This window comes from Mucilaginibacter lappiensis (genome assembly GCF_900155965.1).
GTDB classification, from domain to species: Bacteria; Bacteroidota; Bacteroidia; order Sphingobacteriales; family Sphingobacteriaceae; genus Mucilaginibacter; species Mucilaginibacter lappiensis.
The window spans coordinates 363,812-386,588 of record NZ_FTMG01000003.1; the positions used below are offsets into that span (position 1 = coordinate 363,812).

Sequence of the window (22,777 nt, forward strand, 5' to 3'; positions counted from 1 at the left end):
ATTAATTTTTGATTTGATAAATACAAAAGCAAATATTATCATTAAAATTAAAATTTAGCAAAAAAATATACCCGTATAATAACTATAAAAAATCAACGTTATAGTTCATTTAAATTAACTCAAGATAGTTTTTACAGAAAATACAACTCCAGACCTAATGGGTGTAAACACCTACCGGGCAACCGGATAAAATACGGGTAAAATAAAAATGGACAACCCATGAAATTCATCCACGCTTGTCCATTTTTAGCTCTCCAGGTGAGTGCTCTTATCCTGATTAGCCGCTCTTAATACCTTAATAATTAAACAGGTATTCATTTATTATTGACCTGAAACCAACCACGCGACAGCTCAAATTTTGATCAGTTCATGCTTTATCGCAAAAAGAACTAATCCCGTCCGCGACTTAATATCAAACCTTTGGAACAAAGCTTCCCGGTAATTATCAATGGTATGCGGACTTAAATTCATCTTATCGGCAATTTCTTTATAGGTGAGTTCTAAACAACAAAGTTCCAGGAACCGCTGTTCATTGGCGCTGATGTTCATCACCGGGTCGCGGGACAAATTATTACTTTGAATAGCACGCAGCAATTTACCGGTAACATTATCATTGATAAAAAAACCCTGTTGAGCAATGGTTTTGATGGCATTCACCAGGTCGGTAGTTTTGGATTCCTTCAACATGTAACCACCGGCTCCGTTCCTTAGCATTTTTATAATAGGCTTTTCGTCTTCAAACATACTGAGTGCCAGCACATGAACATCCGGGTAATGCGTTTTTAGCCATAGGGTTGCTTCATAACCATCCATCACAGGCATGGTAATATCCATAATAACCACCTGGGGAAGCGTATTTGCCTTTATTCTTTCTATCATTTCTGCCCCATTCCCGGCATCAAAAACAATATGAATATCTTCAAACTCCGAAAGCAAGCGGGATACCCCCTGCCTAAACAGGGTATGATCGTCCACAATAGCAATATTTATTTTTTCACTTAACATATATTGGATAAGGTATAATGATCTGAACCGCAGTGCCCGTTCCCGGGGTCGAATCAAATTGTGCCGAACCATTTAACATGGCTGTTCTTTTTTGTATATTATGCAAACCCATTCCACCTTGTTGTTTTAAGGCCTCCGCTACGTCAAACCCTTTACCATTATCTGTAATGGTTAAGGTCAATGATTTCTCTATCTGAACAATAGCCACATGAATTACCGTAGCATTAGCATGCCGAATAGCATTATTGATGATCTCCTGAAAAAGGCGAAAAATGATGGTCTCGTTATCGCGCTGACCAGCTACGGAAACAAAACCATCATTTACAAAAGAAAGCTGATACCGCTCGGACTTATTGAGCCATTCCAACTCAAATTCAACCGCGCTTACCAACCCTTTTTTCACCAGCTCCTCGCCATGCAATAAACGCGACAACTGCCGCAGCTCGGCGATCGATCGTTTGATCAGCTCTCCGGCATCTTCTATTTTATGGGAAAGCATCGGCCGGTCATCAATATCTATAGAAGTGAGCGTAATAGCCGTAAGACTCAGTATTTGCCCAATATTGTCGTGCAGATCATAAGCAACGGTCTGCAGCGTTTGTTCCTGCACCTCCATTTGCGTTTTTAACAGTTCGCTGTCAAACGTCTTACGCAACCATATTTTCTCCTCCGCATGTTTCTTTTTACGCCGGTTATACCAACCAATGTAAATGATTAAAAACAGGGGCGCAATCAGAAAGACTATTGAGGTCAGTATGATAAGCGTTGCAACGTCCTTTGTCGATATCTGCATATAAAACTATATGACCAGCAACAATATAAGATGATATCTATGATGTTAAAAATCATGTATCGAACAGATCCTGATATCAGACTTTTATCTTCCATAAAATAATCAAAAAATATATTGCATGCGGTACTGCCAAAATAAAAAAACAAAACGCCATTAACCCACCAAAAGGGAGCATAATTACTCAGCTGCCTAAATTGTTCGTCCTTCAATATCAGATAATAAAAATTCAGACTGGCCAATACAAATATGATGGACATCAGCGTAGTTGTTTCAAAAACAAAATTGCTAAACTTCTCCGCAATCATTTCTGTTCCGTAACAAACAAAAAAGACGACCAACCAGATAATCAGCCATATGGGTTTGTATTGATATTGTTTATACAGGTAATAAAAAAAACAACTTATGGTAGTACACTCCAACACCACAAAAATATTGTACAACATAAAATTGGAAGTATGCCATACTTTACGGCATTGGATGCCTAATATTTCTACTATACAAGTAACCAGCAGGTATACGATGAAAAACCGCCATGCATTGCTTTTGTCCTTAAACAAGCAAAACAGCGCTACACCGAAGCAAATGAGCTCACTTACTGTATTAATGGTGAAGTATTTTAACATTGCCTACTGCACGCTAAGTAATGTGGCTCCTGTACATGGGTTGGGTGGCGGGCATAATTCTCCTCTATTCTCGGGGTTTACCATCAAAATGGAGCCTATGTTAAATTTGGGATCAGGCGCAGGTCCGTTGAAATAATAATCCTGATGGATCTTGGCATTTATACGATAGGTAGAAACCATCAATAACGTGTTATGCCCCCAGTATAAACTATCAGGCGTGTTTGGAAAATTCTTTTTGTAAGTAGTATCATAAGCGGCCAGATAAAACCGTACACCGTCGCCGCCTTCTTTATTCACTTTATTGATAAGCATTTGCAGCCTTTTTAAACTGAACCATATACAGCGCGTATTGGGTTGTTTTTTCTTGATCGCCTTATCCTGCACGCTATCCGCGGTTGCATATTTGGCGTAATTATGTACGTATTGTTTAGCAACCTCAATACTGATGGTATCCTGACTGGGAATAGTATCATTTAAAGCAACATTTACGGGGGAGTCTGATTTTTGTTTACATGCGTTAAAACAAATAATTAATAGCATTAAACCAAGTAGGGATCTGGTAATTTTCATGTGAATAGTGATTTAGAGTTTTTACTAAAATATTAAATAAAACTGACGAAAACCGTCTCGTTTTGTTGATTTGATTAAACTATTTATACGATAACTTAACTATTCAAAATTAACAGCAACCGCGCAATGCAAACAGGGAATTAGGGGGTTATTTTAAGGGTGATTTCACCCTTTCTACCTGATTTTATGACAGACCCGTAAAAAAGGTATTTACCCATACCGATTTACCTTCATATCCTTTACTCAGATCATTAAACGATAGCAAACGCATGCGCTGCCCACGGGAATCCCAGGTTAAAAATTGACGGCTATGGGTAAAACCACTCACAACCAATATATGCCCGGTAGCTGATTGCCGCCACTTTATAACAACAACCACCGGCCGGTTACAGGTCAGTTCTGTCATCAACGCTTCCTGGGAAACGGGATTAGGTATCGCCCTTTGTAATATACCCGCATGGTCAAGCGCCTCGCCTACGTACCAGGGGCGATTGCACGTACCGCACCCTTTGCCATTACAACAATATTCTTTGTTAAAAATCCCGGAAACCAATTTAGCCTGATCTCCGAAATGATCCTTTTGGTAAAAACGGGCCAAACTGGCTGTTACTGCCGCCCAGCACCAATTACTTTGCAATTGCCTGTCGATCATATAATCACTTATCCATAGCTCTTGTATAGATACTATCCAATGATTGCCGGCCATGCGAATCAGCAATTCGTTACTGCCTGATTGTAATTTATTGGGATCGATGGCCAGCATATTTAAATTATTATTTCCGTCATGACTAATCTCCATCTGCCCTAACCATTGTTGGTTGAGCAAGATGTTCAAAGCGCCGTTCCTGCCATTCTTTTTGGCTATGGCTTGGTAGCGCAATAACAGGTACATTGTTTTTTTAACTGCCGGACGAAAAGTAAAGCGGATAAATGATTCCGGAGAATTAAAACGATATCCTTCCGGCAATTTTTCATCAGTTTGTTGAGGCCCTAATGATAAATCCCGGATATGATCTGTAAAGTTTTTTTCTACTGAAAATAGAATACTGGCTTGCATAGAGTTTTAATTAAAAGAACAGGCTGCGTACAGCCTGTTCTTTTGTTAACGGTAACCGTTGCGGAATCAACCACCAGGGTTAACCACATGAACAATATCATCCGACCGCAGACAATTGAGCATACCAATAATAGCTCCGATATAGGCTATACCAGCACCTATCGCGCCTATTACTGGGCCGGCCTCGGTATCTTTAAACGCCATACCTCCCGCCGCTGCCGAGCCGCCGATGTTGGATAGTGTATCCTGGGTATATGCCCATCCACTTTCGTTATTAAGCGAATCGGCAGGCATCGCCATGCAGAAAATGATAATATCAACAATAGACTCGGCCCCTGCGGATATCTTTTTAACAGGAATAAATTTAAAGGCGATATCCTTAATAACGGCCAATACCCAGGTGGTGGTTTTTAAGATATAAGAATCATCATTTTGATCATCCTTTTTTATCGGAAAGCTCAGCGCTGCTGTGACCAGCGAAAACCCTAAAGATATTTTATCCAATGTACTCAGGCCCGGCTCATCGCCATCTTCAGCAAAAGCGATCAGGCTTAAAACACTTGCAGGTATGGCTGATACCGACGCAATGGAACCACCAATTTTAGAATAGGCCAGGGCCCCGGAGGAACTGCCTGCCAGGGTAAATGGCGAGACCTGGTTACCAAACAAATTGGCATAATAACCGGCATCTTTCATTCCATAATCACTATCAGCAAAAGGAGCCGAACCAGTAATTATCTTACTTACAAATGTGTAAGGGATAGCTATAATAAAGGCTATGGCATTTACAATGGTCAGATCCTCATCCTCGCCCATCAGTGCGCAAAAGAATTTGTACATGGTGGTGAGGAAAGGAATATCCAAACTCTCGGTAAGTAATACCTGAAAATCGCCGGTGAGGTCTTTCAAAAATTTGATGACCCCTAAAATGATGGTTTTTATAGGATCGATAACCAGTTTGATCAGATCGCCGATCATTTTATAGGCATCGCTGATATTTCCGGATAAAATACCCGTAAAATCTTTAAACACATTTTCCAGATCGGCAGCCAGACCCAATACCGTGGGCTCGATAATATCATTTACAAACTGCTCAAACGGGTTATGACTTACAGAACCCGACGAGCCGCCACCAAACAGATCATTATTAAAGATCTGCGAAAAGATCCAACTTCCAGCTGATGAACTTAAGGGATTATCAAACGATCCACCCTGGCTAAGGCTCTGACTGCCGATATTGGCTGGTAAAACCTGCTTCAATATCATATCCTCGGCATTATTGAAGGTTTTACTCAAAAATGCCTGCAGATCATCCAGCTTATCTTCTAACTGATTGGTACCGTAGATAACCGCATTTTTCATTAATTCGGCAATAACCTTATGGGTTTCCCATACAGCATCAAGCCCCAATAAATGCCCCAACCAGCGTAAAATAGCCTGCAGATCAATCCCGATTAATTTTAACACCCAGTTAATGGCTTTAAAAACCGTTAACATAGTATCCAGTACAATGGTCAGTATCCTATCGGCCAGCGTAAGCACAAAATGCAGCACATCACCTACTTTTTTAACTATAAAGCTTACGCCATCTTTCAAATAAGTTATGCCTTTATCTATCAATTTAATACCATCAACAAAAGCGTTTTCCAACCATTGAAATGCGTCGCCGGCAAAAATCAGGAAGTCATCAAACACACCACCCGCTTTGATAAAGCCTGTTGTATCTGTATGTGGTACCCAGGCCCCATTCTCCAGCTTCATGCCTATCATTAAATTGTCGGCTATATGGTCCAGGCTAAGTCTACCCGTTTCTTTAGTTCCTTTATCGGTAAGCGAAATAAACAAATGCCCGTCCTGCACCACACCTATTTTATGCGCGGCGGTGGCTGTTGTAAGCTGCCCTAAATCCCCGGCCACTCCATCCAATGTATCTGCGGATTGATCGGTGGTTAATACCGGTTTTCCGTCAGCATCTTTGGCATTTTTAATATCATCGCCCGAACTGATCTCCGAAAGTCCTTTTTGAATTTTTCCGTTTGGATAGATGTTGATGGTTTTATCCAAAAAGTCGGCTTCCAGGTGAAAAATGGGAGCCGCGATATGATCCGTCATCTGGATGATGTTGATCATCCCGCGGGAGTCTGTGGGCACAATAGCTGGGTTATCCTTGTCAAGACTATATACTTTACCATTGATGGTAGCAAATAACCACTCAGAAGAAGTAATGGACACATTTTGCGCAGGCAGGATCTTGCCATCCTGATCAGTCATACTGATTTGGGTAGTAAAGGAATCAAAATTAAGCAGGAATGCATCACTCTTGGTATTCAGCGTGCGCTGGCTCCATACAGTTGAAGTAGGATCCTGCCAGCAATGGATCAGGTTTTCGCTCTGATCAACCAGGAACAGTTCATTAGCCAGCGAGACCTTATTCCTTATAGGTGCAATGTGTATAATTCCCGAATTAAAAAGAATAGCATCATTCCAGGTGTAGCCACCTTTTGCCCTTTTACCGTATATATAATATAGCCTGCTGGGGCTGGCCATAGCCCATACCGAAATATTACCGGCATCCTCAGTTATATACAACTGATGAACATCTTTAATTTGATCGGTAACTACCTGAAAACCACCGTTTGATATCTTGCACCCGTTGAACAGGATAATACCCTGGTCTGTACCCACATACAGGTCGGATGAAATAAGCATCGGGTTTGTTTGCATACCCTGAGCTGTAGCCATGCAATTATAGGTGAGCTGCCTATATTTTTGAGGTATATTGGTATTACCCGGACTAAAATCATACGTTATACTGCCCTGAAATTTATCGGCAATAGTGGTACATTCCAGCGTTTGCGAACCGCCGATGTTATACAGGAAAAATTTGCCTTTTTGGCCATACGCAAAACCGGTTTCTATTTCTGTAGGCTGGTGTACATTTTCGGGTAGCTCTAATTTCACAGCAGTATAGTCCGTACCGTTGATCTGGTAATAATACTCATTGCTGTTAATGCTGCCCGAAACCAGGATCAGCGCGTTATTGTTGATATCTGTTGTACCCAAGCGGATATGATCGGCGGTAAAAGCAGCATCAATGCCCTGCACTTTTTTGCAGGAAGCGACAAACGTTGTCCAGTCAAAATCGCCCGGGAGGTTTTCGGCCACAAAGAGATCAGTAAAACCATTGTCTTTGCGTTTCAGAGCAAAAGCAATAGACACCCTTCCCTTAATATCTTCAGACAGATCAAAAGTTACAGTCTGTACATAGTCGGTAAGACTGGCAAGCAGATCCAGGGAAGTATATCCATCGGCAGATCCGTTGGTAAAGCGGAGCAATCTGAAAACGCCATCGGTACCGATGGTAAATATCAGCGGCTGTCCATTATTATCCTGGGCCACCAGGATATTATCATTAGGTTCAATAGGTGAGGCTTTAAGCTGATTTTTCATCAACTCGCATGATACCAGCAGCTGAACTGAATTTACATTGGGTAAACCCGCAGCCGGCAGGGAAAGCACATCATTTAAATGATTTTCCATAAAATATTTTCTTTTAAATACTGGTTAAACTAAAAGGGCCGTAAGCCGTTAATTCTCTGATTTGTAGGTAAGCTGCAGGTAGAAGTTACCTTCGGTATCAATAGATGGCGTTTTGAAATAAAACACCTGGCCACCCGGCAGCAAAATGGTAGTACGAACGGCATTAGAGATGTTTCCGAACGCGGCCCCGATATTACCTATGTTAGGTATATGCAGATCCATCAGATCATCAAACAGTTTGGTGAAGAATCCCTGATCCAGGCCAAGGGTAATGAGGTCAAGGATAGTTCCCAGGATTTTACCTATCCATTCAAATGCCTTGGCGCAATCATTCTTATCCGAATCGGAGGTGCAATTATCTATGGTGGTACTTTGGGTAAGTTTTAAAGTAGGATTCCCCAGTTCGTCCTTGGTCGATTCAATACTAAATTTACCTGTCCAATCAACCGTACCTCCGGCGTGTGCTTTAGCGGTGCAAAAGCCCATATTTTTATCCACCTCTTTATAAAGCTGAATATGCCCTTTAACAACAATATCTACACTGGTTGCCTGGTTATTGAGGGTAACATTCATCGTGTTTACATATTGATCGTCACCGCTGTTCACGTTAGAGATGGTATAGGAAATACCAGTTGCAGTTAAAGCTTTACCGTTTTCATAACTATTACCGCTGGATACATCAATATTACCGTTAATCTGACTGAACACACTGGTTTGCAGACTCTCATAAAGGGGTTTAAGGATCAGCGACTCTACCAGGTCGGTGTGCGAAATGATCATTTTGGCATTGATATCTTCATTATCGCCTATCCAGTTGGTATCAAATGTACCCGGTGAGCCGGAGATGTGCCCGAAACCACCCTTGGTAGCCAAAACAAAATTCAGATTACTTTTTGCCGGGTTCACGGCATCGGAATACATGGAGTAAGTTGTGCCTACCGGTTTAAGCGGATCGGGTACCACTTCATTGGTCGGCACCTCGCTTTGATCGGTCTGATTGATGGCGTAACCCAATACATAAGGGTTACCCGAAGCAATGAGCCATTTGAGGTAAAACTGCATAAAGAGCACCATTTGCTCAATTCCCACATCGCCAGATTTTCCGGCATTGGTATGCGTAGGGTTAAACTGGATCAGATCAACCGATTCAAAGTCCATTAAAAGCGAGTTCACCGAAAACATCTTGTCGGTAAAGTTTTTCAATTGGTCTTCCACTAATGGCGGAACGGTTATTTTTTTACCGATATCGTCCTGTTCCAGTTTAAAAAGATCCATGTTCACATCGATACCATAGCTCCAGTTATCGATATCAAAAGTGGTTAGTCTTGACAGTGGCCCGTTTCCAATCCAGAACGCCGCGGTGCCAGAAAGCATGTTCAATACAAAAGTGATATCCAAACCACTGCTTGAAATATTTACCTGCGGTAAAATACTGGCATTGATATAAGCCGAGTTGGGTGGAATTTGGCTTTCATCATCCAATACCTTGTACACGTAATTATTGTTCTCAATAACCTGTGCAAGGATAAATGAGGAATGGATGGTACCCGTTCTTAATAAATGGGTAAGCTGGTCATTAATAGTTTGCTGGCTCATGGAAACAACCATGTCAAACTGATTAAAAATGAAGGTATTTTTCATAAAAATAAGATTTAGGAATTAAGGTGATATGAAATTGATTATTGATTAATTAAGGGAAAGATCAAGGTATATATCGCCCTTTTGATCAATAGCCGGCGAGTTACCTGAGGTGCTTAAGTTATACTTTGACCCTGTTGGGGTTAAAACCATGTTGTTGATGGAGTTCGAAAAATTATCCAACCCGATAGTCAAATCGCCAATACCTGGCAGGTTGATGCTTAAGGCATCGGACAAGAGATTGGAGAACATGCCATTATCTGTCCAAAAGGTAAACACATCTAAAATTCCGCCGATGATGGCGCCCATCCAGCTAAATGCATCCGCACAACTGTTGGTATCATGATCTGAATTTTGACCGGTTATGTTAAAAGATTTATTAAGTTGCAGTTGTCCGTTAGCAATGCTGATGTTAACTACACCCTTCCACTGGATATCGGCACTGGCATGAGCCCTGGCAGTGCAGAAAAAACAATTTTTAGAGACCTCTTTGTAGATGTGTACTCCCCCGTTAAATTCCAGGCTTATAACGCCGCCCGCATTTTGTAATACCACGGCAAAATTATTCACGTACTGATCGTCGCCATCACTAACATTGGATATATTAAATGACCAGGCATTACCCTGTACAGATTTAGCCGCATCGTATGAGTTGCCTGCCCCAACATTAACATGCTGAGATACCTGCGCAATGGTTTGCTGCTGAAGGTTATTATAAAAAGGTCGCAGGATTAAAGCTTCCAGTAAACATTGGCTCGAGATGATCATTTTGCCAGCCGGTGCGCTATTTTGGTTAAACCAGTTACTATCCAGTGTAGCCGGAGAACCCGAAATTGCACCATGACCGCCCTGGGTAACCAGCGTATAGTTCAGGTTGCTTAAACCCGGATAGTTAGGATCCGAAAACATGGTATAATCTGTACCAACAGGTTTAAGCTGTGGCGGAACATCTTGCGAAAATGAACTGCTGCCACTTGCATTTGCGCTATAACCCAAAATGTAAGGGTTACCGGTGCTGTTCAAGTGCATAAAGTAAAAGCTCATGAACTCGATCATCTCTGCAGGGCAGGAAGTTTCTGCCGGAATAGTGGTTTTCAGATCAGATGATACAAAATCCAGAAAAAGGCAGTCGATAGACAAATTGCCGGCATTAAAGTTTTTCAATTGCTGTTCCACTGCCGGCGATGGCTTATGTGTACCATCATCTTTATAGGAGGTAAGGTCAAGATTTACATTAAAGCCATACTTCCAGTTGCTCATATTATATTCCTGCAGTTTGGCCAGGGGACCAAAGCCATTCTTATCGGCAAAATAGCCTTTGCCCGATATGAAATTGAGCACTAATACCACATTACTGCCAGAGTGATCTATCCGTATACCCGGAATAACCATACCGTCAATATACTCCGCTCCCTGTGGAACATCGCTGTTGGAATTTGCAATGGTGTAATCATAAATACCTTGGGCATTTAATACCCGGTAAAGAACTATTTCCTGTTTGATAGTTCCTTCATATGCCAGCTTTTTCAGCTCTGCATTAATGGCATCTTCTGTAAAGGAGATAACCATATCGTACTGATTAAAAATTAAGGTGTTTTCCATTTTTGATTTGTTTAGGTTGTTTTTGACTAAGCTTTTATAACTGATCCGGCCAATAAATAAAAGGAGGATGCAAATTCAGGTTAGTGTTACCTATCCTGATCTACTGTCCGAATATTCATTTTCCGATAGTCAAAGCTATAGGGAGGGGGTATTTTTAAACAGGGTGATAACAGCCTTTATCAAGGGGTACTAAAGGGGTAATAATTGGGGGATAAGCAATCAAAGTATTCTCAGGGAGCAATTTGCCAGGGCCTGACCGCTAGAAGAGAAGGCAGGAACATGCCTAGGGAGCTTACCCTTTAAAACAAGAAAGCCTGATCCGGAGATCAGGCTTTCTATCCAAAGTAGCTTTAATTAAAAGAATTATGCGTTTTTCTTTTCGGTTACTTCTTTACGGATATCGGTAGCCACAACTTTCAATTGTTGCATTGCGTTTCTTAAACGTGTTCCGGCTGCCTTGTTTCCTTTTTCATAAAATGCGGCAGCTTCTTTTTCTGTAGCGGCTACTAAATCCTGTAATGCTTTAAACTTTTCCATAGTATATTCTATTGCTTAATAAAGGCGCGAATTTAATGTTTTGCATTAATAAACAAATACAACTTCTTTAATAGCCTTTTCTTGCATTTAAATGAACGAACCCATGGGTAATTAATTAAAATTATTCAATTTATGATTTTTTACTTTCACAAACACATCAATTAACACCAAAAAAACATCAAAAACACTATAAATCAAACAAAAACAACCACTAATAAACCATTATCGCATCTAAAAATCACTAAAAGCTATTATAAAATAAAATTAAAGTAGTTTTTAATTTTTAAATTATACTATTTAAATTTTATTACATTTAAATTTTGATTTATAATTTTATTTTTATTAAATTTTATAAAAACATTAAAAATAATGACATTTATAATGTTTTTTACATGCATAAATTATGATAATTATTAATTAGCATTGTAAATACTGTTTTAAAAACAGATAAAATAGATTAAAATGAAAAAAAGTCAAAATATATACGATTCAAAGAGTTGTTTTTTACACATAAATTGCCTTGACGAGTGGAAGCCGGCAATTTCTGCACATAAAACAATCTACAAAGTAAAAAAAGGCGAAATCATTTTCAAAGAAGGCGATCCTGCAACGGGTATTTATTTTGTAAACTCCGGCAGTGTAAAGGTTTATAAAAAATGGGATAAGGATAAAGAGCTCATTGTACGCTTTGCCCGGGAAGGTTCTCTGTTCGGTCACAGGGGTTCAGGTAATGAAGGTTTTTATCCCATATCTGCAACAGCACTGCAGCCAACTGTTGTTTGTTACGTAGACACAGCCTTTTTTGAAGCCACATTGAAAGTAAACCCCAATTTTACCTACCAGTTGCTAACGTTTATGACAGAAGAATTAAAGCAATCTGAAAGAAAAATGCGTAACCTGGCGCACATGCCCGTTAAAGGACGCGTTGCTGAGGCATTAATATCCCTGCAAAACCAATTTGGCACTACTGCAGATGGTTTTATCAATATCGACCTGAGCCGGCAGGATCTGGCCTCTTATGCCGGCGCTACTTACGAAACTGTGTTCCGGATGATGAACGAATTGGTAAATGACAAGCTGATCAGCCTGTCGGGTAAAAGCATCCGTCTTATTAACCGCGCTGAACTTTTGAAACTGGCACAAGACATCGTTTTTGTTTAAATCATCTGCTAATCCTATAAACTTTTAAACTATTTTATACCCTGCATCAATTACGAATAAAATAGACTATAATTGATGAATTTCTTCATCAAAGCATGTCACAAAGTACCCCCATTCCCGAGCTATTTATACTGGGTGCCGGTCCCGGCGATCCGGAACTGATCACTGTAAAGGGATATAAAATTTTACAACAGGCCGATGTGATATTATATGACAACCTGGCCAACAAAGCTTTATTGGATATAGCTAAACCCGACTGCGAAAAAATTTATGTAGGCAAACATCCCTATGGAAGTTATACCCCACAGGAAACCATCCTGGAGATGATAAAGCACTATGCCTTTACCAAAGGGAGTGTTGTAAGACTAAAAGGCGGCGATCCTTTTATATTTGGCCGTGGCTTTGAAGAGATTATGTACGCGCGGGAACAAGGCATTAAAACACATTACATTCCTGGTATTACCAGTGTACAAGCTTCCGGTTTTTTAGACATACCATTAACTCACCGGGCTATAAGCGAAGGGGTATGGATCATTACCGGTACTAAAAAAGATGGCTCTTTATCTGCCGATTTAAAACTGGCCATGCAAAGCAATGCCACCGTGGCCATTTATATGGGGATGAAACAAGTAGATGCCATTGCCGAAACCTATATATCCGAAGGCAGGGGCAATACACCTGCGGCCATTATACAGCATGCCTCGCTGCCCCAGCAAAAAGTAGCCCGCGGTCTGGTTAAGGACCTGCGCCAAATGACAGACTCGCAACAGCTAACGCATCCCGCAATTATTATTATAGGTGAGGTTGCAGGCTTAAGTACTTAGCATATAGTAGCCCTGGCACGAAAAAGCCTTATGAACTTTGTTCATAAGGCTTTTAAATTATGCTGATAAAATAATCAGCAGCTTAAAACGCGTGCGGCTTGTATGTGTTTTTAACAGTACCATCCTGGTATAATTCCAATATAGCATAACCCGGAGGTGTTTCTTCGTAATAGCCATCACCGGCTGATTTATCATCCCCCTTACCCCACCAAAAACCGCTCATAGCGCCATTACAAAAATATTGTGTGCCGTTGTAAGAAGCAGTATCCAGCAAATGGTTATGCCCGCTTAAGCATACTTTTACTTTATCCCGGTGTTGATAGAATAACGCTTTCAGTTTTTTATAATCTGAGTGCATCCCTCCTTCCCAAAATGGTGTTACACCCAATATCGGGTAATGCGACATTATTAAAACGGGCTGATTTGCCGGTAATTGCTCCAGCTCCTTTTTTAACCAATCAAATTGCTGATCATCTAAAGTAATAGAAGGATTATTACCATCTAAAATGATAAAATGCCAGCCGGCTTTGCTAAAGCTATAGTAACGATTAGGTATCCCCAGGCGTTTTACTACATAATCTTTGCCGTACATTTCGTCAGTTTTACTAGGGGCGGCCCACCAGGTATCGTGATTACCGATACAGCTGTATACTTCATAACCTTTTAAACCTTTAAGGCAATCATCCCATAAATTCCATAGTTCGGTAACCCTTTCCCGTTTTACGCTATCATAAGAAGCATCAAAAATGGAATCGCCACCATTCAGAAAAAAGTCTACCTTTTCGCTTTTAATAGTTTCCAGGCATCTTTTGAACTTTTGAGGCGCATCAATATCGGGCCGGATGTGTACATCGGTTATATGGGCAATTTTTAATACCAGCTTATTTTTTGAACTTTCTTCTGCAGCCACCGCATTATTGCCACGTGTTATTAAACCCGCCGCTGCCAGTATGCCTGCTTTTTTTAACACATCTCTTCTTTTCATATTGTTTAATTTAGGTTGTAGTTTCTTTTTACCAACCCGGGTTTTGTGTTAAATTTTTATTGAGTAACAACTCCGTAGTTGGTATAGGAAAATAATAGTTTTTAGGATCGGTAAAGGTTTTAACCAGTGTGGGATTAACCACTACATTGCCACTGTTGCCATTACTTAAATAAATATCTTGACCTACTACAAAATAGGAAACGTTTGCTAAAGGGCTAGCCGGTTTGGCTGTTACCAGTGCAACATCCGGCTGCCCGTCACCATCCAGGTCATAAGTTCCTAAGCCAGGAAAATACATACCCAGAAAACGCTGTACCAGCAGCGGACCGCTTTTCCACCTCATCAGGTCATCATAACGAAAACCTTCGCAGGCTAATTCTACCCTACGTTCCCGACGGATCTCCAGCAATACATTTTGCAATGAACCAGATACATTAGGATAGGTTGCAGCCAATACCGGATCTAGCGGCACGCTCATTAACAGATGCGGCATGCCTACCCTGTCGCGAAGTAAATTAACAGACATATCCAGGTCGCCCTGTGAAAAGCTGCCTGTCCCGGAGCTTGCTAATTCGGCTTTTGACTCGGCATAATCTAATAGCATTTCACCGTAACGAAATATAATACCGGCATTATAATTAGTATTCCAGGTAGGTGTAGCAGGATCATAATATTTTATCTGCTGATATCCAGTAGGTGTTGTTCCTAATCTCTTGGAACCGATGAGGTTGCCATAAGTTACCGCAGGAGCTAAAACGGTCTGCGTCAACCTCGGATCACGGTTGGCTAATTCATCCTTGATCATTTGGGTATCATAACCCGGCAAAGCGGTAAAAGGAGTACCTGCTTTGGTCAAATAGGTATTCATTAAGCCCTTTGTTAAACTGTATCCGTATGCCGTCATATAACCATCAAGCGGTGTGGTAACATGAAGCGTGCTGCTATAATAATAGCCTAAGATTACTTCGGTATTCTGTAGGTCAGAAGGCGCGTAGAACAGGAATAAATTCAGATAATCTTTGTTAGGGTTTCCCGTAGTATACAATTTAAAGTTCCCGCTTTGCATCACCGCAAGAGCGGCGGTACTGGCAGTTTGTAAAAAAGGTTCCCAGCCTGCAATGCCATGGTATTTTCTGAATGTACCTTCGTGCAGGGCCACCCTCGCCTGAAAAGCCAGCGCCACCCATTTGGTAATGGTACCGGTCGGGCCGGTCGGGTTGATATTATTAACTGCAAAATTCAGATCGGCCATAACAGAATCCATCACCAATTGCCGCGGATCCCTTGCCTTGTTTAAAGAAGCTACATCATTGGGCTGAATAGTTTTACCATACCAGGGGACATCGCCATAGGCCTTTACCATGCGAAAATAAAACCAAGCCCTGAAAAACCGGGCCACGCCCACATAATGGTTTTTTACAGTCTGCGGAGCGTTTGCTTTTTGATAATTCTCTAAAAAATAGTTTACATGACGTAAAGAATCCCATTGCCATTTTGGTTGACCATTATTATCCGTGGCCGCGGTAGGGGCGATAAGCTGACCGGCTACTATTTTATTAAAAGGGTTGTTTTCGTAATTATCACTTTGCTGATCATCTAAAGCTACCGAAGTAACACCCGGAAGAGAAGGGTAAAAACCATTGCAGTAAGTATTGAGGTCATTGGCATTAGCAAAAAAGTTTTGCTGGGTAAGATCCGATACCGGTAAGCGGGTTAAAAAGCTATCCTTTTTGCAGGAGCTTAGTAATAATGCGCTTATCGTTAAACAAGACAGCATCATTATATATATCTTTTTCATTGTTATAAATTTTGTTTGAACATTAAAACTTCACATTAAGTCCGAATGAGTATCCGCGCTGGAAAGGGTATATTTTACCGGCACCAAATTGGCCTACCACTGAACCGGGCACATGGTTTAAGCCTTCGGGGTCAAATCCCTGCGGCAGGTGGTCTGATTCCCAAAGATCTTCGCCGCTGAAGTAAATCCGCAGGCGGTCAACCCCTATCTTACGCAGGAACGACAGGTTAAAGGAATATCCTACGCTTAAATTTTTCAATCGTATATAGGCCGCACTGTACATATACCTGGTTTGAGGAACGGCTAGATCTTTCCAGGCTCCGGCATCTCCCGCCCTCCAGCCTTTCAGACTAGGAAAAAAGGCATTGGGATTTTCCGGTGTCCAGGTATTGCCCACTATATTTTTATATACATTTTCCCAGGGAGCAAAAAACATGCTCCAATAATATCCGGTTGTTTGAGGGTTAAAAGTGGCCTTCCCTATCCCCTGAAAAAAAATACTGAAATCAAAATTATTCCAGGCAAAATTTCCGCCGAAACCAAAATTATAACGAGGTGAAGTATTACCAATCACATGAGCGTCGCCAGGGTTACCCACTGTACCGTCGCCATAGTCAATTTTACCATCGCCATTCCTATCGGCATATTGTATTTCGCCTGCTTTGTTCCAGGCATAATATCCTTGTAGTTTGGATTGATCAGGCTTGCCTTTTGCGGCAGCGTCTGATTGAAATATGCCCATTGTGGTTAGTCCCCAGATATCACCTATTTGCTCGCCTTCATAATAATCGCCTCCAAACCAGTATTTATTAGGGTTATTGTAACGGGTAATGATTGTTTTGCTATCCCAAAGGTTTGCCCGTACACTATATTTAAAGGGTTTGCCGGCTAGCTGAAACTGATCATTATAAGAAAGATTTAACTCCCAACCACGTGTCCGAAGGTCAGCAGCGTTTTCTTTTGGTTGAATAGCCCCTAATACAGCCGGTAATTGAAAACCTTTGGTGATCATGTCTTTAGTATCTCGCTGATACCAGTCGAAAGTGGCATCTAACTTACCAAACAGCGTGATATCCACACCACCATCCCTGCTATATACCTTTTCCCAGGTAATATTTGGAGATACCAATGTGGCCGGATATACGATGGTCGGCTGTGTACCACCTAATATATTACTGATCTTCCCGGAAGGTAGTTTAGGTATAAAATCATAATTACCCAAACTCTGATCATTCCCCAAAGAACCATACGAAGCACGAAGTTTAAAGTTTGTTACTACACTGCTTAGACTTTTAAAGAAAGGTTCTTCGGATACCCGCCAACCTGCCGAAGCTGATGGAAAAAATCCGTAATGATTATTCAGTGGGAAACGGGAAGACCCATCGTACCGCGCATCTACCTCTACCAGGTATTTATTATTATAAGAGTAGTTTAAACGGGAAAATATACCCCTTACAGCCCATTGATAACCATTACCTCCTACCGAAGGTGTGGTGCCGGTTGTTTGATCCAGATACCCTACGTTACTACTGATCAGATCATTATTTTGCGCTTCAAAGTAATTGTATTTGTTCAGCTCCTGGTTAAAGCCAATCATCCCTTTGAAATAATGTTTGCCAAAGGTTCGCTCATACTCCGAGTATATATTGATAGCCTGGTATGAATTATCATCGGCATGTGCAGAAGCCTCACTATGACCGGCATAGGATATTTGCTGATTAGGTCCCACTTCATAGGGGATGGCTACCCGATAACTCTGGTAATAATCATTAGTGGCACGAAAGGTATAATCTCCTTTTATTCTCCAGGTATTATTAAAGAATGAAGTACTGAACCCAACCGTATTTTGTGGCTGATTGGTTACCGTATTTGCACGACCACCTTGTTGCAAAAACCCTATATCAACACCGGATGACGTCCAGGAGCCATCAGGATTTTTAGGTATACCTAAAGTTCCAATACGTCCAACCTCGTGGTATAAATCGCCAGAGGTATAATCAGAGGTCCATAGCGAAGGCTCATTGTAAACCGTACGATTATAGGATGTATTGGTATAAATATGCAGCCAGTCGGTTACTTTAAAATCCAGTTTCGCACGCATGTTGATCCTGTCGTACTTATCCGGATTATATCGAAACACCCCTGTTTGTGTATTATAATCGGCCGAAAAATAATAAGTGATTCTGTCGCTTCCGCCACTCACACTCAGGTTGTGGTTTTGGCTGGCATTATCAGGCTTATATAACTCATCGAACCAATTGGTATTGCCTACATACATATAAGAAGTAGGATCTGCAGGATTAGGAATAGCAGCAGGCAAACTGGGGTTTTGCGACCGCTTTTTGGCATAGTCAACAAAGGTTGTATTGTATAAATTTACGCCATAATAACCAGAATAGGCCTGGTTCTTATAATCAACCACCGTAGCCGGGTCTGTTACTACATCGGGTAAATTAGCAATCTTGTGTATCGCATAATTCATATTGTAGCTTACTTTTGGACTGCTACCTGTTTGCCCGGTTTTAGTAGTAATCAATATCACCCCAAAAGCCGCTCTTGAACCATAAACCGCCGCTGCAGCGGCATCTTTCAATATCGTAGCGCTTGCAATATCATCCGGATTGATATTATTAATGTCGGTGGTGATACCGTCAACCAATATCAAAGGGCTGCCACCATTAATAGATGTAAAACCCCGGATATTAAAAGTAGCCCCTCTGCCAGGCTGCCCGTTATCAGAATTAATGTTCAACCCAGGCAGTTGCCCCTGCAAACCTCGGCCAACGGTAGAGAGCGGCCTATCTTCTAACACGCTTCCGCTTATGGTACCAACCGCACCAGTTAGATTTACTTTTTTCTGACTGCCATAACCAACCACCACAACGTCATTTAATTTGGATTGATCCTGTTCAAGAGTTACATTAATTTCTTTTTGTTCTTTAACAACAACCTCCTGCTTTTTAAAACCAACAAAGGAGAAAACGATAATCTCGCCGCGCTCTACTGGCAGCCTGTAAAGGCCATTGATATCCGTAATGGTACCTTTTTGGGCGCCTTTTACGGTAACATTTACACCAGGAACAGGAACACCTTTATCATCTGTTACCTTACCGGTTATATTTTGAAGCAGTGGTAACTGGTTTGATGATTTTGGTTTTTCATCGATAACTATCGTGTTATCCACAATGGTATAAACCAGCGGCTGATCTTTAAAAAGCATGTCCAGCGCCTGCTGAATGGTTGCGTTCTGAAGATTGATACTTACAGCAGGAACATTTTTTAACAGTTTACTCTCGTACCAAAATACGTAACCGCTTTGGTGCTTTATCTTAGTGATTACTTTTTCAATAGATACATTTTTTTCTGATAAACTGATAGTTTGAGCATCTGTATTGGCCGATGCGCGCAGGCAAAAAAGGATTATTAAAAATATCGTGATTTTCATAATCAGGAAAGTTTTAATTAATTGTCTTCGATTAATACGCAGAAGACCGGGGAGCGTATAAAAATTCATACTTTTGTTGAGTTTGGGTTTAATGCAATAAGTCCGTTACAAGATTTTTTTTTCGCTTTGGCGAGAGGTTAACCCAACATTTGCCGGCAGTGTTCGTACCACTTCCGGCTTTTTTATGAGTTACCTGAAAAGGTTATTGTTGCTTCATGTCAATTAATTAATTAGGGAGTTAAAGATTTAGTTATTGCTTTACTATTAGTCGTTTTCCTTCAACAGAAAACTGGATATGGTTCAGGGCTAATATTTTCAACAGACCGGAAAGGTTTGATTTTCTGGAGATAGACCCAGTAAACAGCCGACTGGAAATCTGTCCCTGGTACTCCACATCAACATCATACCATCTGGAAACCTTCCGCATAATACTTTTAATATCAGCATCATTAAAAGAAGTAATTCCATTTTTCCAGGCCACCGCATCATCTACATCAGCTGGCATAATTTTTATATCCTGATTAACAAGAGCCTGCTCTCCGGGCTTTAATATTTTACTTACATTGTTTTTGGTAATTTTTACAGAGCCTTCCAGTAAAGTGGTAATAACGCTGCTTTCTTCCGGATAGGCCATAATATTGAAATGCGTACCTAAAACCGTTATAGTTTGCCCGGCACTAATAACATTAAATGGCTTATGGGCATCTTTGGCTACTTCAAAATAAACTTCGCCGGTCGTTTCCACGTTACGCACCTTGCCGCTAAAAGTCACCGGAAAACGAATAGACGAAGCGGCATTAAGCCATGCATGCGTACCATCGGGAAGGATTACCTGATATTGACCACCACGGGGTGTAGTAATAGTATTGAATTCATTTGCTACTGCATCATTATCCGATTTATCAACCTGATAGGCAACAAGACTGTTATCCGTTTTATGAACCGTGGTGGCTCCTTGTTGAGCCAGATCGCCATTTTTAGCGCCTTCCAAAGTAATCTGACGGCCATTACCTAATGTAAGTACCGCTTTATTACCACCCGGAGCAATATCTTTTTTAACAGATGCTACTGTTTCGGGTTTCGCCGCCCCGAAATACAAATAGGCACTAATGCCAAAAGCAATCAAAACAACTGCGGCAGCAGCATAACGAGTAAAATAATTGATTCGTTTAACAGGGGTAATGGATGGGATATGATGTATTTCCCTGCGTATGTTTTGCAACATCAATTGTCGTAACGCCTGTTCTTGTTCGGGAGTTAATGTGGATTGATTGTTTTTATCCAGTCTTTTATAATATTCTTCCAGGAGGCTCTGTTCTTCCCGGGTAGCTTTTCCGGCAAGATATTTATCAATAAGTTCAAAAAAAGAATGTTGTTCCATGCTGCTTTAATACTAAGTACCAAAAGCAGCGGTATACCCTACGCTAAAAGAGTTTTTTTTGTAAAAAAGTTAAATCAATTAAAAAGTGAGCATAATTACGGCTACACAGGTACCTACACTTAAGCCGTTTCGAATATGATTCAAGGATTTGGATAGCCGTTTTTCGACGGTCTTTTCGGAGATGCTTAATTGAAAAGCGATTTGTTTGTAAGTCAGATTTTCTTCCCGGCTTAAATGGTAAGCTTCCCGGCAATCCTGTGGCAGTGTATTTATCAGCTTATTGAGCAATTCTTGCTGCTCCTTGTATAACAAAGGGTGGTCATGAATGATCTCTACAGTAACTTGCGCCAGGCGCTCATAAAACGCGTCATTTACTTTCTGCTCCCTGATCACTTTAAAAACTGCAAAACGTACCGCCTGGTGCAGATAAGCCTTTAAATTTTGGATGTCCAATTCGGACCGGCGCTGCCAGATGCTTATAAAAACCGTTTGAATGGTATCTTTCGCCAATTCGGTATCCCCGAGTATGTTATTCGCGGTGGTATACAATAAACTCCAGTATCTCAGGTAAATTTCTGTAAAAGCCGCCTCATGGTCTTGCTTTAATAAAGCTACCAGTTCCAGATCCGTAAGCGTATGTACTGCTGCCATCCAAGCACAAAATACGGATTAAAATATTACCTTACTGTTAAGCGAGTAATACATCGAAGATTTATTTTATGATGTACTTTCCGGCCAAGAAAAAACAATACCTAAGCCATTCAGGATTTCCTCAAACAGATAACTCCCTCATGACCAAGGCGTGGCATCAAAAAGATTGAAGAATCTTCAAATCAGTAAAGCGTGTTAACGATGTAATGATCTTTTACGCAAATAATTTAAAAGCTCTTTGGGCCGGTCTGTTTGTATAATGGTTGCTCCATGTGCAATCAGCCAGTCCCAGCTGTCTTTTGTATTTCCGTCATCTACGGCTGTATCATCATCATGCCCGGCATTGAGGCTTGCCCACAGGGAGTTGATCCATATTTTTGATCCGTGCTGATTGATAAAATGATTATCAGATAAAACAGCAGAAGTGTCCGTTTTAAAATTAAGTTCAAATGCCACCGGCTTCATATTTTGCTGGTAATCCTTGATAATTTGTTTGGCATCAGGTTTATCCAGATCAACTACCGCCATAAAAGTAATGCTATCCAAAATTTCGGGGTATTTACTTTTTACTGCATCATAAACCGCATCTGTTTTAAAAATAGCCTGCCTAAGGGTTCCGGTATTTTTTAATACCTGGTAGGCTTCATTATAATAAGGGTAGCTCTTATCCAGATTAATGAGCACTTTGCCTTTTACCAATAACATGACTTCTTCCAATGTGGGTATGGTATGGTTGGTAACCCGGCCCAGGCCATTGCGCAAATGAAATTGCTTGAGTTCGTTCAGCGTAAAATCACTGGGTTTACCTTTTCCGTTGGTGGTTCTGTCAATGGTTTGGTCGTGCATAATCACGATAACGCCATCCTTGGTTTTGTTCAAATCGAGTTCGATAACATCCACCCCCAAAGCGATAGCATTTTTAAAACCCTGTAAGGAGTTTTCCGGCGCGTTGCGCCAGTCGCCCCGGTGAGCGGTAACCATGACGTGTTTATCTGATGGATTGTGCAACTGATTAACCAGACTGTCAATTCTAGTCGTTTTTTGCGCACTCACCGTTTGTGTAGCCAGGGTTGCAAATAAAGCAATAGTAAAACCTCTTCCAGAACTTATCATATATCATTTCAATTAACCGCTGCGTCTTCTGAAAATGTTGGCAGCGGCCGTAAA

General features: G+C 41.0%; 17 protein-coding genes. 2 read left to right on the forward strand and 15 right to left on the reverse strand.

Features of this window, described 5'->3' with window-relative positions; translation table 11 throughout:
- Nucleotides 1-351: 351 nt before the first annotated feature.
- From BW976_RS08775 to BW976_RS08815, 9 genes are all read right to left on the reverse strand, one after another.
- Nucleotides 352-1,005 (reverse strand): response regulator transcription factor, encoded by a 654-nt coding sequence (locus BW976_RS08775; RefSeq protein ID WP_076372500.1) that lies wholly within the window; start codon nt 1,003-1,005, stop codon nt 352-354.
- Complete coding sequence (locus BW976_RS08780; RefSeq protein ID WP_076372502.1) at nt 995-1,798, reverse strand: sensor histidine kinase; 804 nt, start codon at nt 1,796-1,798, stop codon at nt 995-997. The genes BW976_RS08775 and BW976_RS08780 overlap by 11 nt, the downstream gene beginning before the upstream one ends.
- Nucleotides 1,756-2,421, reverse strand: a complete 666-nt coding sequence (locus BW976_RS08785; protein WP_076372504.1) for a hypothetical protein — start codon at nt 2,419-2,421, stop codon at nt 1,756-1,758. Before BW976_RS08785 ends, BW976_RS08780 begins: the two co-directional genes overlap by 43 nt.
- A gap of 3 nt (nt 2,422-2,424) precedes the next feature.
- A complete protein-coding gene (locus BW976_RS08790; RefSeq protein WP_076372506.1) occupies nt 2,425-2,991 on the reverse strand; it encodes a hypothetical protein in 567 nt (188 codons plus the stop codon).
- Nucleotides 2,992-3,175: 184 nt separating this feature from the next.
- Nucleotides 3,176-4,048, reverse strand: coding sequence for a papain-like cysteine protease family protein (locus BW976_RS08795; protein ID WP_076372508.1), 873 nt, complete (start codon nt 4,046-4,048; stop codon nt 3,176-3,178).
- Between the two features lie 66 nt (nt 4,049-4,114).
- Entirely contained in the window at nt 4,115-7,588 is a 3,474-nt protein-coding gene (locus BW976_RS08800) for a hypothetical protein (RefSeq protein ID WP_076372510.1), read from the reverse strand.
- A 48-nt stretch (nt 7,589-7,636) separates the two neighbouring features.
- Nucleotides 7,637-9,229, reverse strand: coding sequence for a hypothetical protein (locus tag BW976_RS08805; protein WP_076372512.1), 1,593 nt, complete (start codon nt 9,227-9,229; stop codon nt 7,637-7,639).
- 45 nt (nt 9,230-9,274) lie between these two features.
- The gene (locus BW976_RS08810; protein ID WP_076372514.1) at nt 9,275-10,828 is read right to left on the reverse strand and encodes a hypothetical protein; all 1,554 of its coding nucleotides are present in this window, start codon (nt 10,826-10,828) and stop codon (nt 9,275-9,277) included.
- Nucleotides 10,829-11,191: 363 nt separating this feature from the next.
- The gene (locus tag BW976_RS08815) at nt 11,192-11,365 is read right to left on the reverse strand and encodes a histone H1 (RefSeq protein ID WP_076372516.1); all 174 of its coding nucleotides are present in this window, start codon (nt 11,363-11,365) and stop codon (nt 11,192-11,194) included.
- A gap of 462 nt (nt 11,366-11,827) precedes the next feature.
- Between BW976_RS08815 and BW976_RS08820 the strand changes: the two genes are divergently transcribed.
- Together BW976_RS08820 and cobA are read left to right on the forward strand one after the other, a co-directional pair.
- Nucleotides 11,828-12,526: a Crp/Fnr family transcriptional regulator gene (locus BW976_RS08820; RefSeq protein ID WP_076372518.1), complete on the forward strand. Its 699-nt coding sequence runs from the start codon at nt 11,828-11,830 to the stop codon at nt 12,524-12,526.
- 95 nt (nt 12,527-12,621) lie between these two features.
- On the forward strand, nt 12,622-13,350 hold the full coding sequence (cobA, locus tag BW976_RS08825; protein ID WP_076372520.1) for a uroporphyrinogen-III C-methyltransferase: 729 nt from the start codon (nt 12,622-12,624) through the stop codon (nt 13,348-13,350).
- A gap of 82 nt (nt 13,351-13,432) precedes the next feature.
- Here cobA and BW976_RS08830 read toward each other — a convergent pair whose 3' ends face one another.
- The 6 genes from BW976_RS08830 to BW976_RS08855 all read right to left on the reverse strand — a co-directional run bounded on the left by BW976_RS08830 (nt 13,433) and on the right by BW976_RS08855 (nt 22,723).
- Entirely contained in the window at nt 13,433-14,335 is a 903-nt protein-coding gene (locus BW976_RS08830) for a metallophosphoesterase family protein (protein WP_076372522.1), read from the reverse strand.
- 28 nt (nt 14,336-14,363) lie between these two features.
- Nucleotides 14,364-16,133 (reverse strand): RagB/SusD family nutrient uptake outer membrane protein, encoded by a 1,770-nt coding sequence (locus BW976_RS08835; protein WP_076372524.1) that lies wholly within the window; start codon nt 16,131-16,133, stop codon nt 14,364-14,366.
- A 22-nt stretch (nt 16,134-16,155) separates the two neighbouring features.
- Nucleotides 16,156-19,578 (reverse strand): TonB-dependent receptor, encoded by a 3,423-nt coding sequence (locus tag BW976_RS08840; protein WP_175614078.1) that lies wholly within the window; start codon nt 19,576-19,578, stop codon nt 16,156-16,158.
- Nucleotides 19,579-19,828: 250 nt separating this feature from the next.
- Complete coding sequence (locus BW976_RS08845; protein ID WP_076372528.1) at nt 19,829-20,959, reverse strand: FecR family protein; 1,131 nt, start codon at nt 20,957-20,959, stop codon at nt 19,829-19,831.
- Nucleotides 20,960-21,037: 78 nt separating this feature from the next.
- Nucleotides 21,038-21,610: a sigma-70 family RNA polymerase sigma factor gene (locus BW976_RS08850; protein ID WP_076372530.1), complete on the reverse strand. Its 573-nt coding sequence runs from the start codon at nt 21,608-21,610 to the stop codon at nt 21,038-21,040.
- A gap of 195 nt (nt 21,611-21,805) precedes the next feature.
- Nucleotides 21,806-22,723, reverse strand: coding sequence for a glycerophosphodiester phosphodiesterase family protein (locus BW976_RS08855; RefSeq protein WP_076372532.1), 918 nt, complete (start codon nt 22,721-22,723; stop codon nt 21,806-21,808).
- Nucleotides 22,724-22,777 lie beyond the last annotated feature (54 nt).

Excerpts from the sequence above, each read along its gene's own strand:
- BW976_RS08775 (WP_076372500.1), bottom strand. The coding sequence starts at position 1,005 with ATGTTAAGTGAAAAAATAAATATTGCTATTGTGGACGATCATACCCTG.
- BW976_RS08780 (WP_076372502.1), bottom strand. The coding sequence starts at position 1,798 with ATGCAGATATCGACAAAGGACGTTGCAACGCTTATCATACTGACCTCA.
- BW976_RS08785 (WP_076372504.1), bottom strand. The coding sequence starts at position 2,421 with ATGTTAAAATACTTCACCATTAATACAGTAAGTGAGCTCATTTGCTTC.
- BW976_RS08790 (WP_076372506.1), bottom strand. The coding sequence starts at position 2,991 with ATGAAAATTACCAGATCCCTACTTGGTTTAATGCTATTAATTATTTGT.
- BW976_RS08795 (WP_076372508.1), bottom strand. The coding sequence starts at position 4,048 with ATGCAAGCCAGTATTCTATTTTCAGTAGAAAAAAACTTTACAGATCAT.
- BW976_RS08800 (WP_076372510.1), bottom strand. The coding sequence starts at position 7,588 with ATGGAAAATCATTTAAATGATGTGCTTTCCCTGCCGGCTGCGGGTTTA.
- BW976_RS08805 (WP_076372512.1), bottom strand. The coding sequence starts at position 9,229 with ATGAAAAATACCTTCATTTTTAATCAGTTTGACATGGTTGTTTCCATG.
- BW976_RS08810 (WP_076372514.1), bottom strand. The coding sequence starts at position 10,828 with ATGGAAAACACCTTAATTTTTAATCAGTACGATATGGTTATCTCCTTT.
- BW976_RS08815 (WP_076372516.1), bottom strand. The coding sequence starts at position 11,365 with ATGGAAAAGTTTAAAGCATTACAGGATTTAGTAGCCGCTACAGAAAAA.
- BW976_RS08820 (WP_076372518.1), top strand. The coding sequence starts at position 11,828 with ATGAAAAAAAGTCAAAATATATACGATTCAAAGAGTTGTTTTTTACAC.
- cobA (WP_076372520.1), top strand. The coding sequence starts at position 12,622 with ATGTCACAAAGTACCCCCATTCCCGAGCTATTTATACTGGGTGCCGGT.
- BW976_RS08830 (WP_076372522.1), bottom strand. The coding sequence starts at position 14,335 with ATGAAAAGAAGAGATGTGTTAAAAAAAGCAGGCATACTGGCAGCGGCG.
- BW976_RS08835 (WP_076372524.1), bottom strand. The coding sequence starts at position 16,133 with ATGAAAAAGATATATATAATGATGCTGTCTTGTTTAACGATAAGCGCA.
- BW976_RS08840 (WP_175614078.1), bottom strand. The coding sequence starts at position 19,578 with ATGAAAATCACGATATTTTTAATAATCCTTTTTTGCCTGCGCGCATCG.
- BW976_RS08845 (WP_076372528.1), bottom strand. The coding sequence starts at position 20,959 with ATGGAACAACATTCTTTTTTTGAACTTATTGATAAATATCTTGCCGGA.
- BW976_RS08850 (WP_076372530.1), bottom strand. The coding sequence starts at position 21,610 with ATGGCAGCAGTACATACGCTTACGGATCTGGAACTGGTAGCTTTATTA.
- BW976_RS08855 (WP_076372532.1), bottom strand. The coding sequence starts at position 22,723 with ATGATAAGTTCTGGAAGAGGTTTTACTATTGCTTTATTTGCAACCCTG.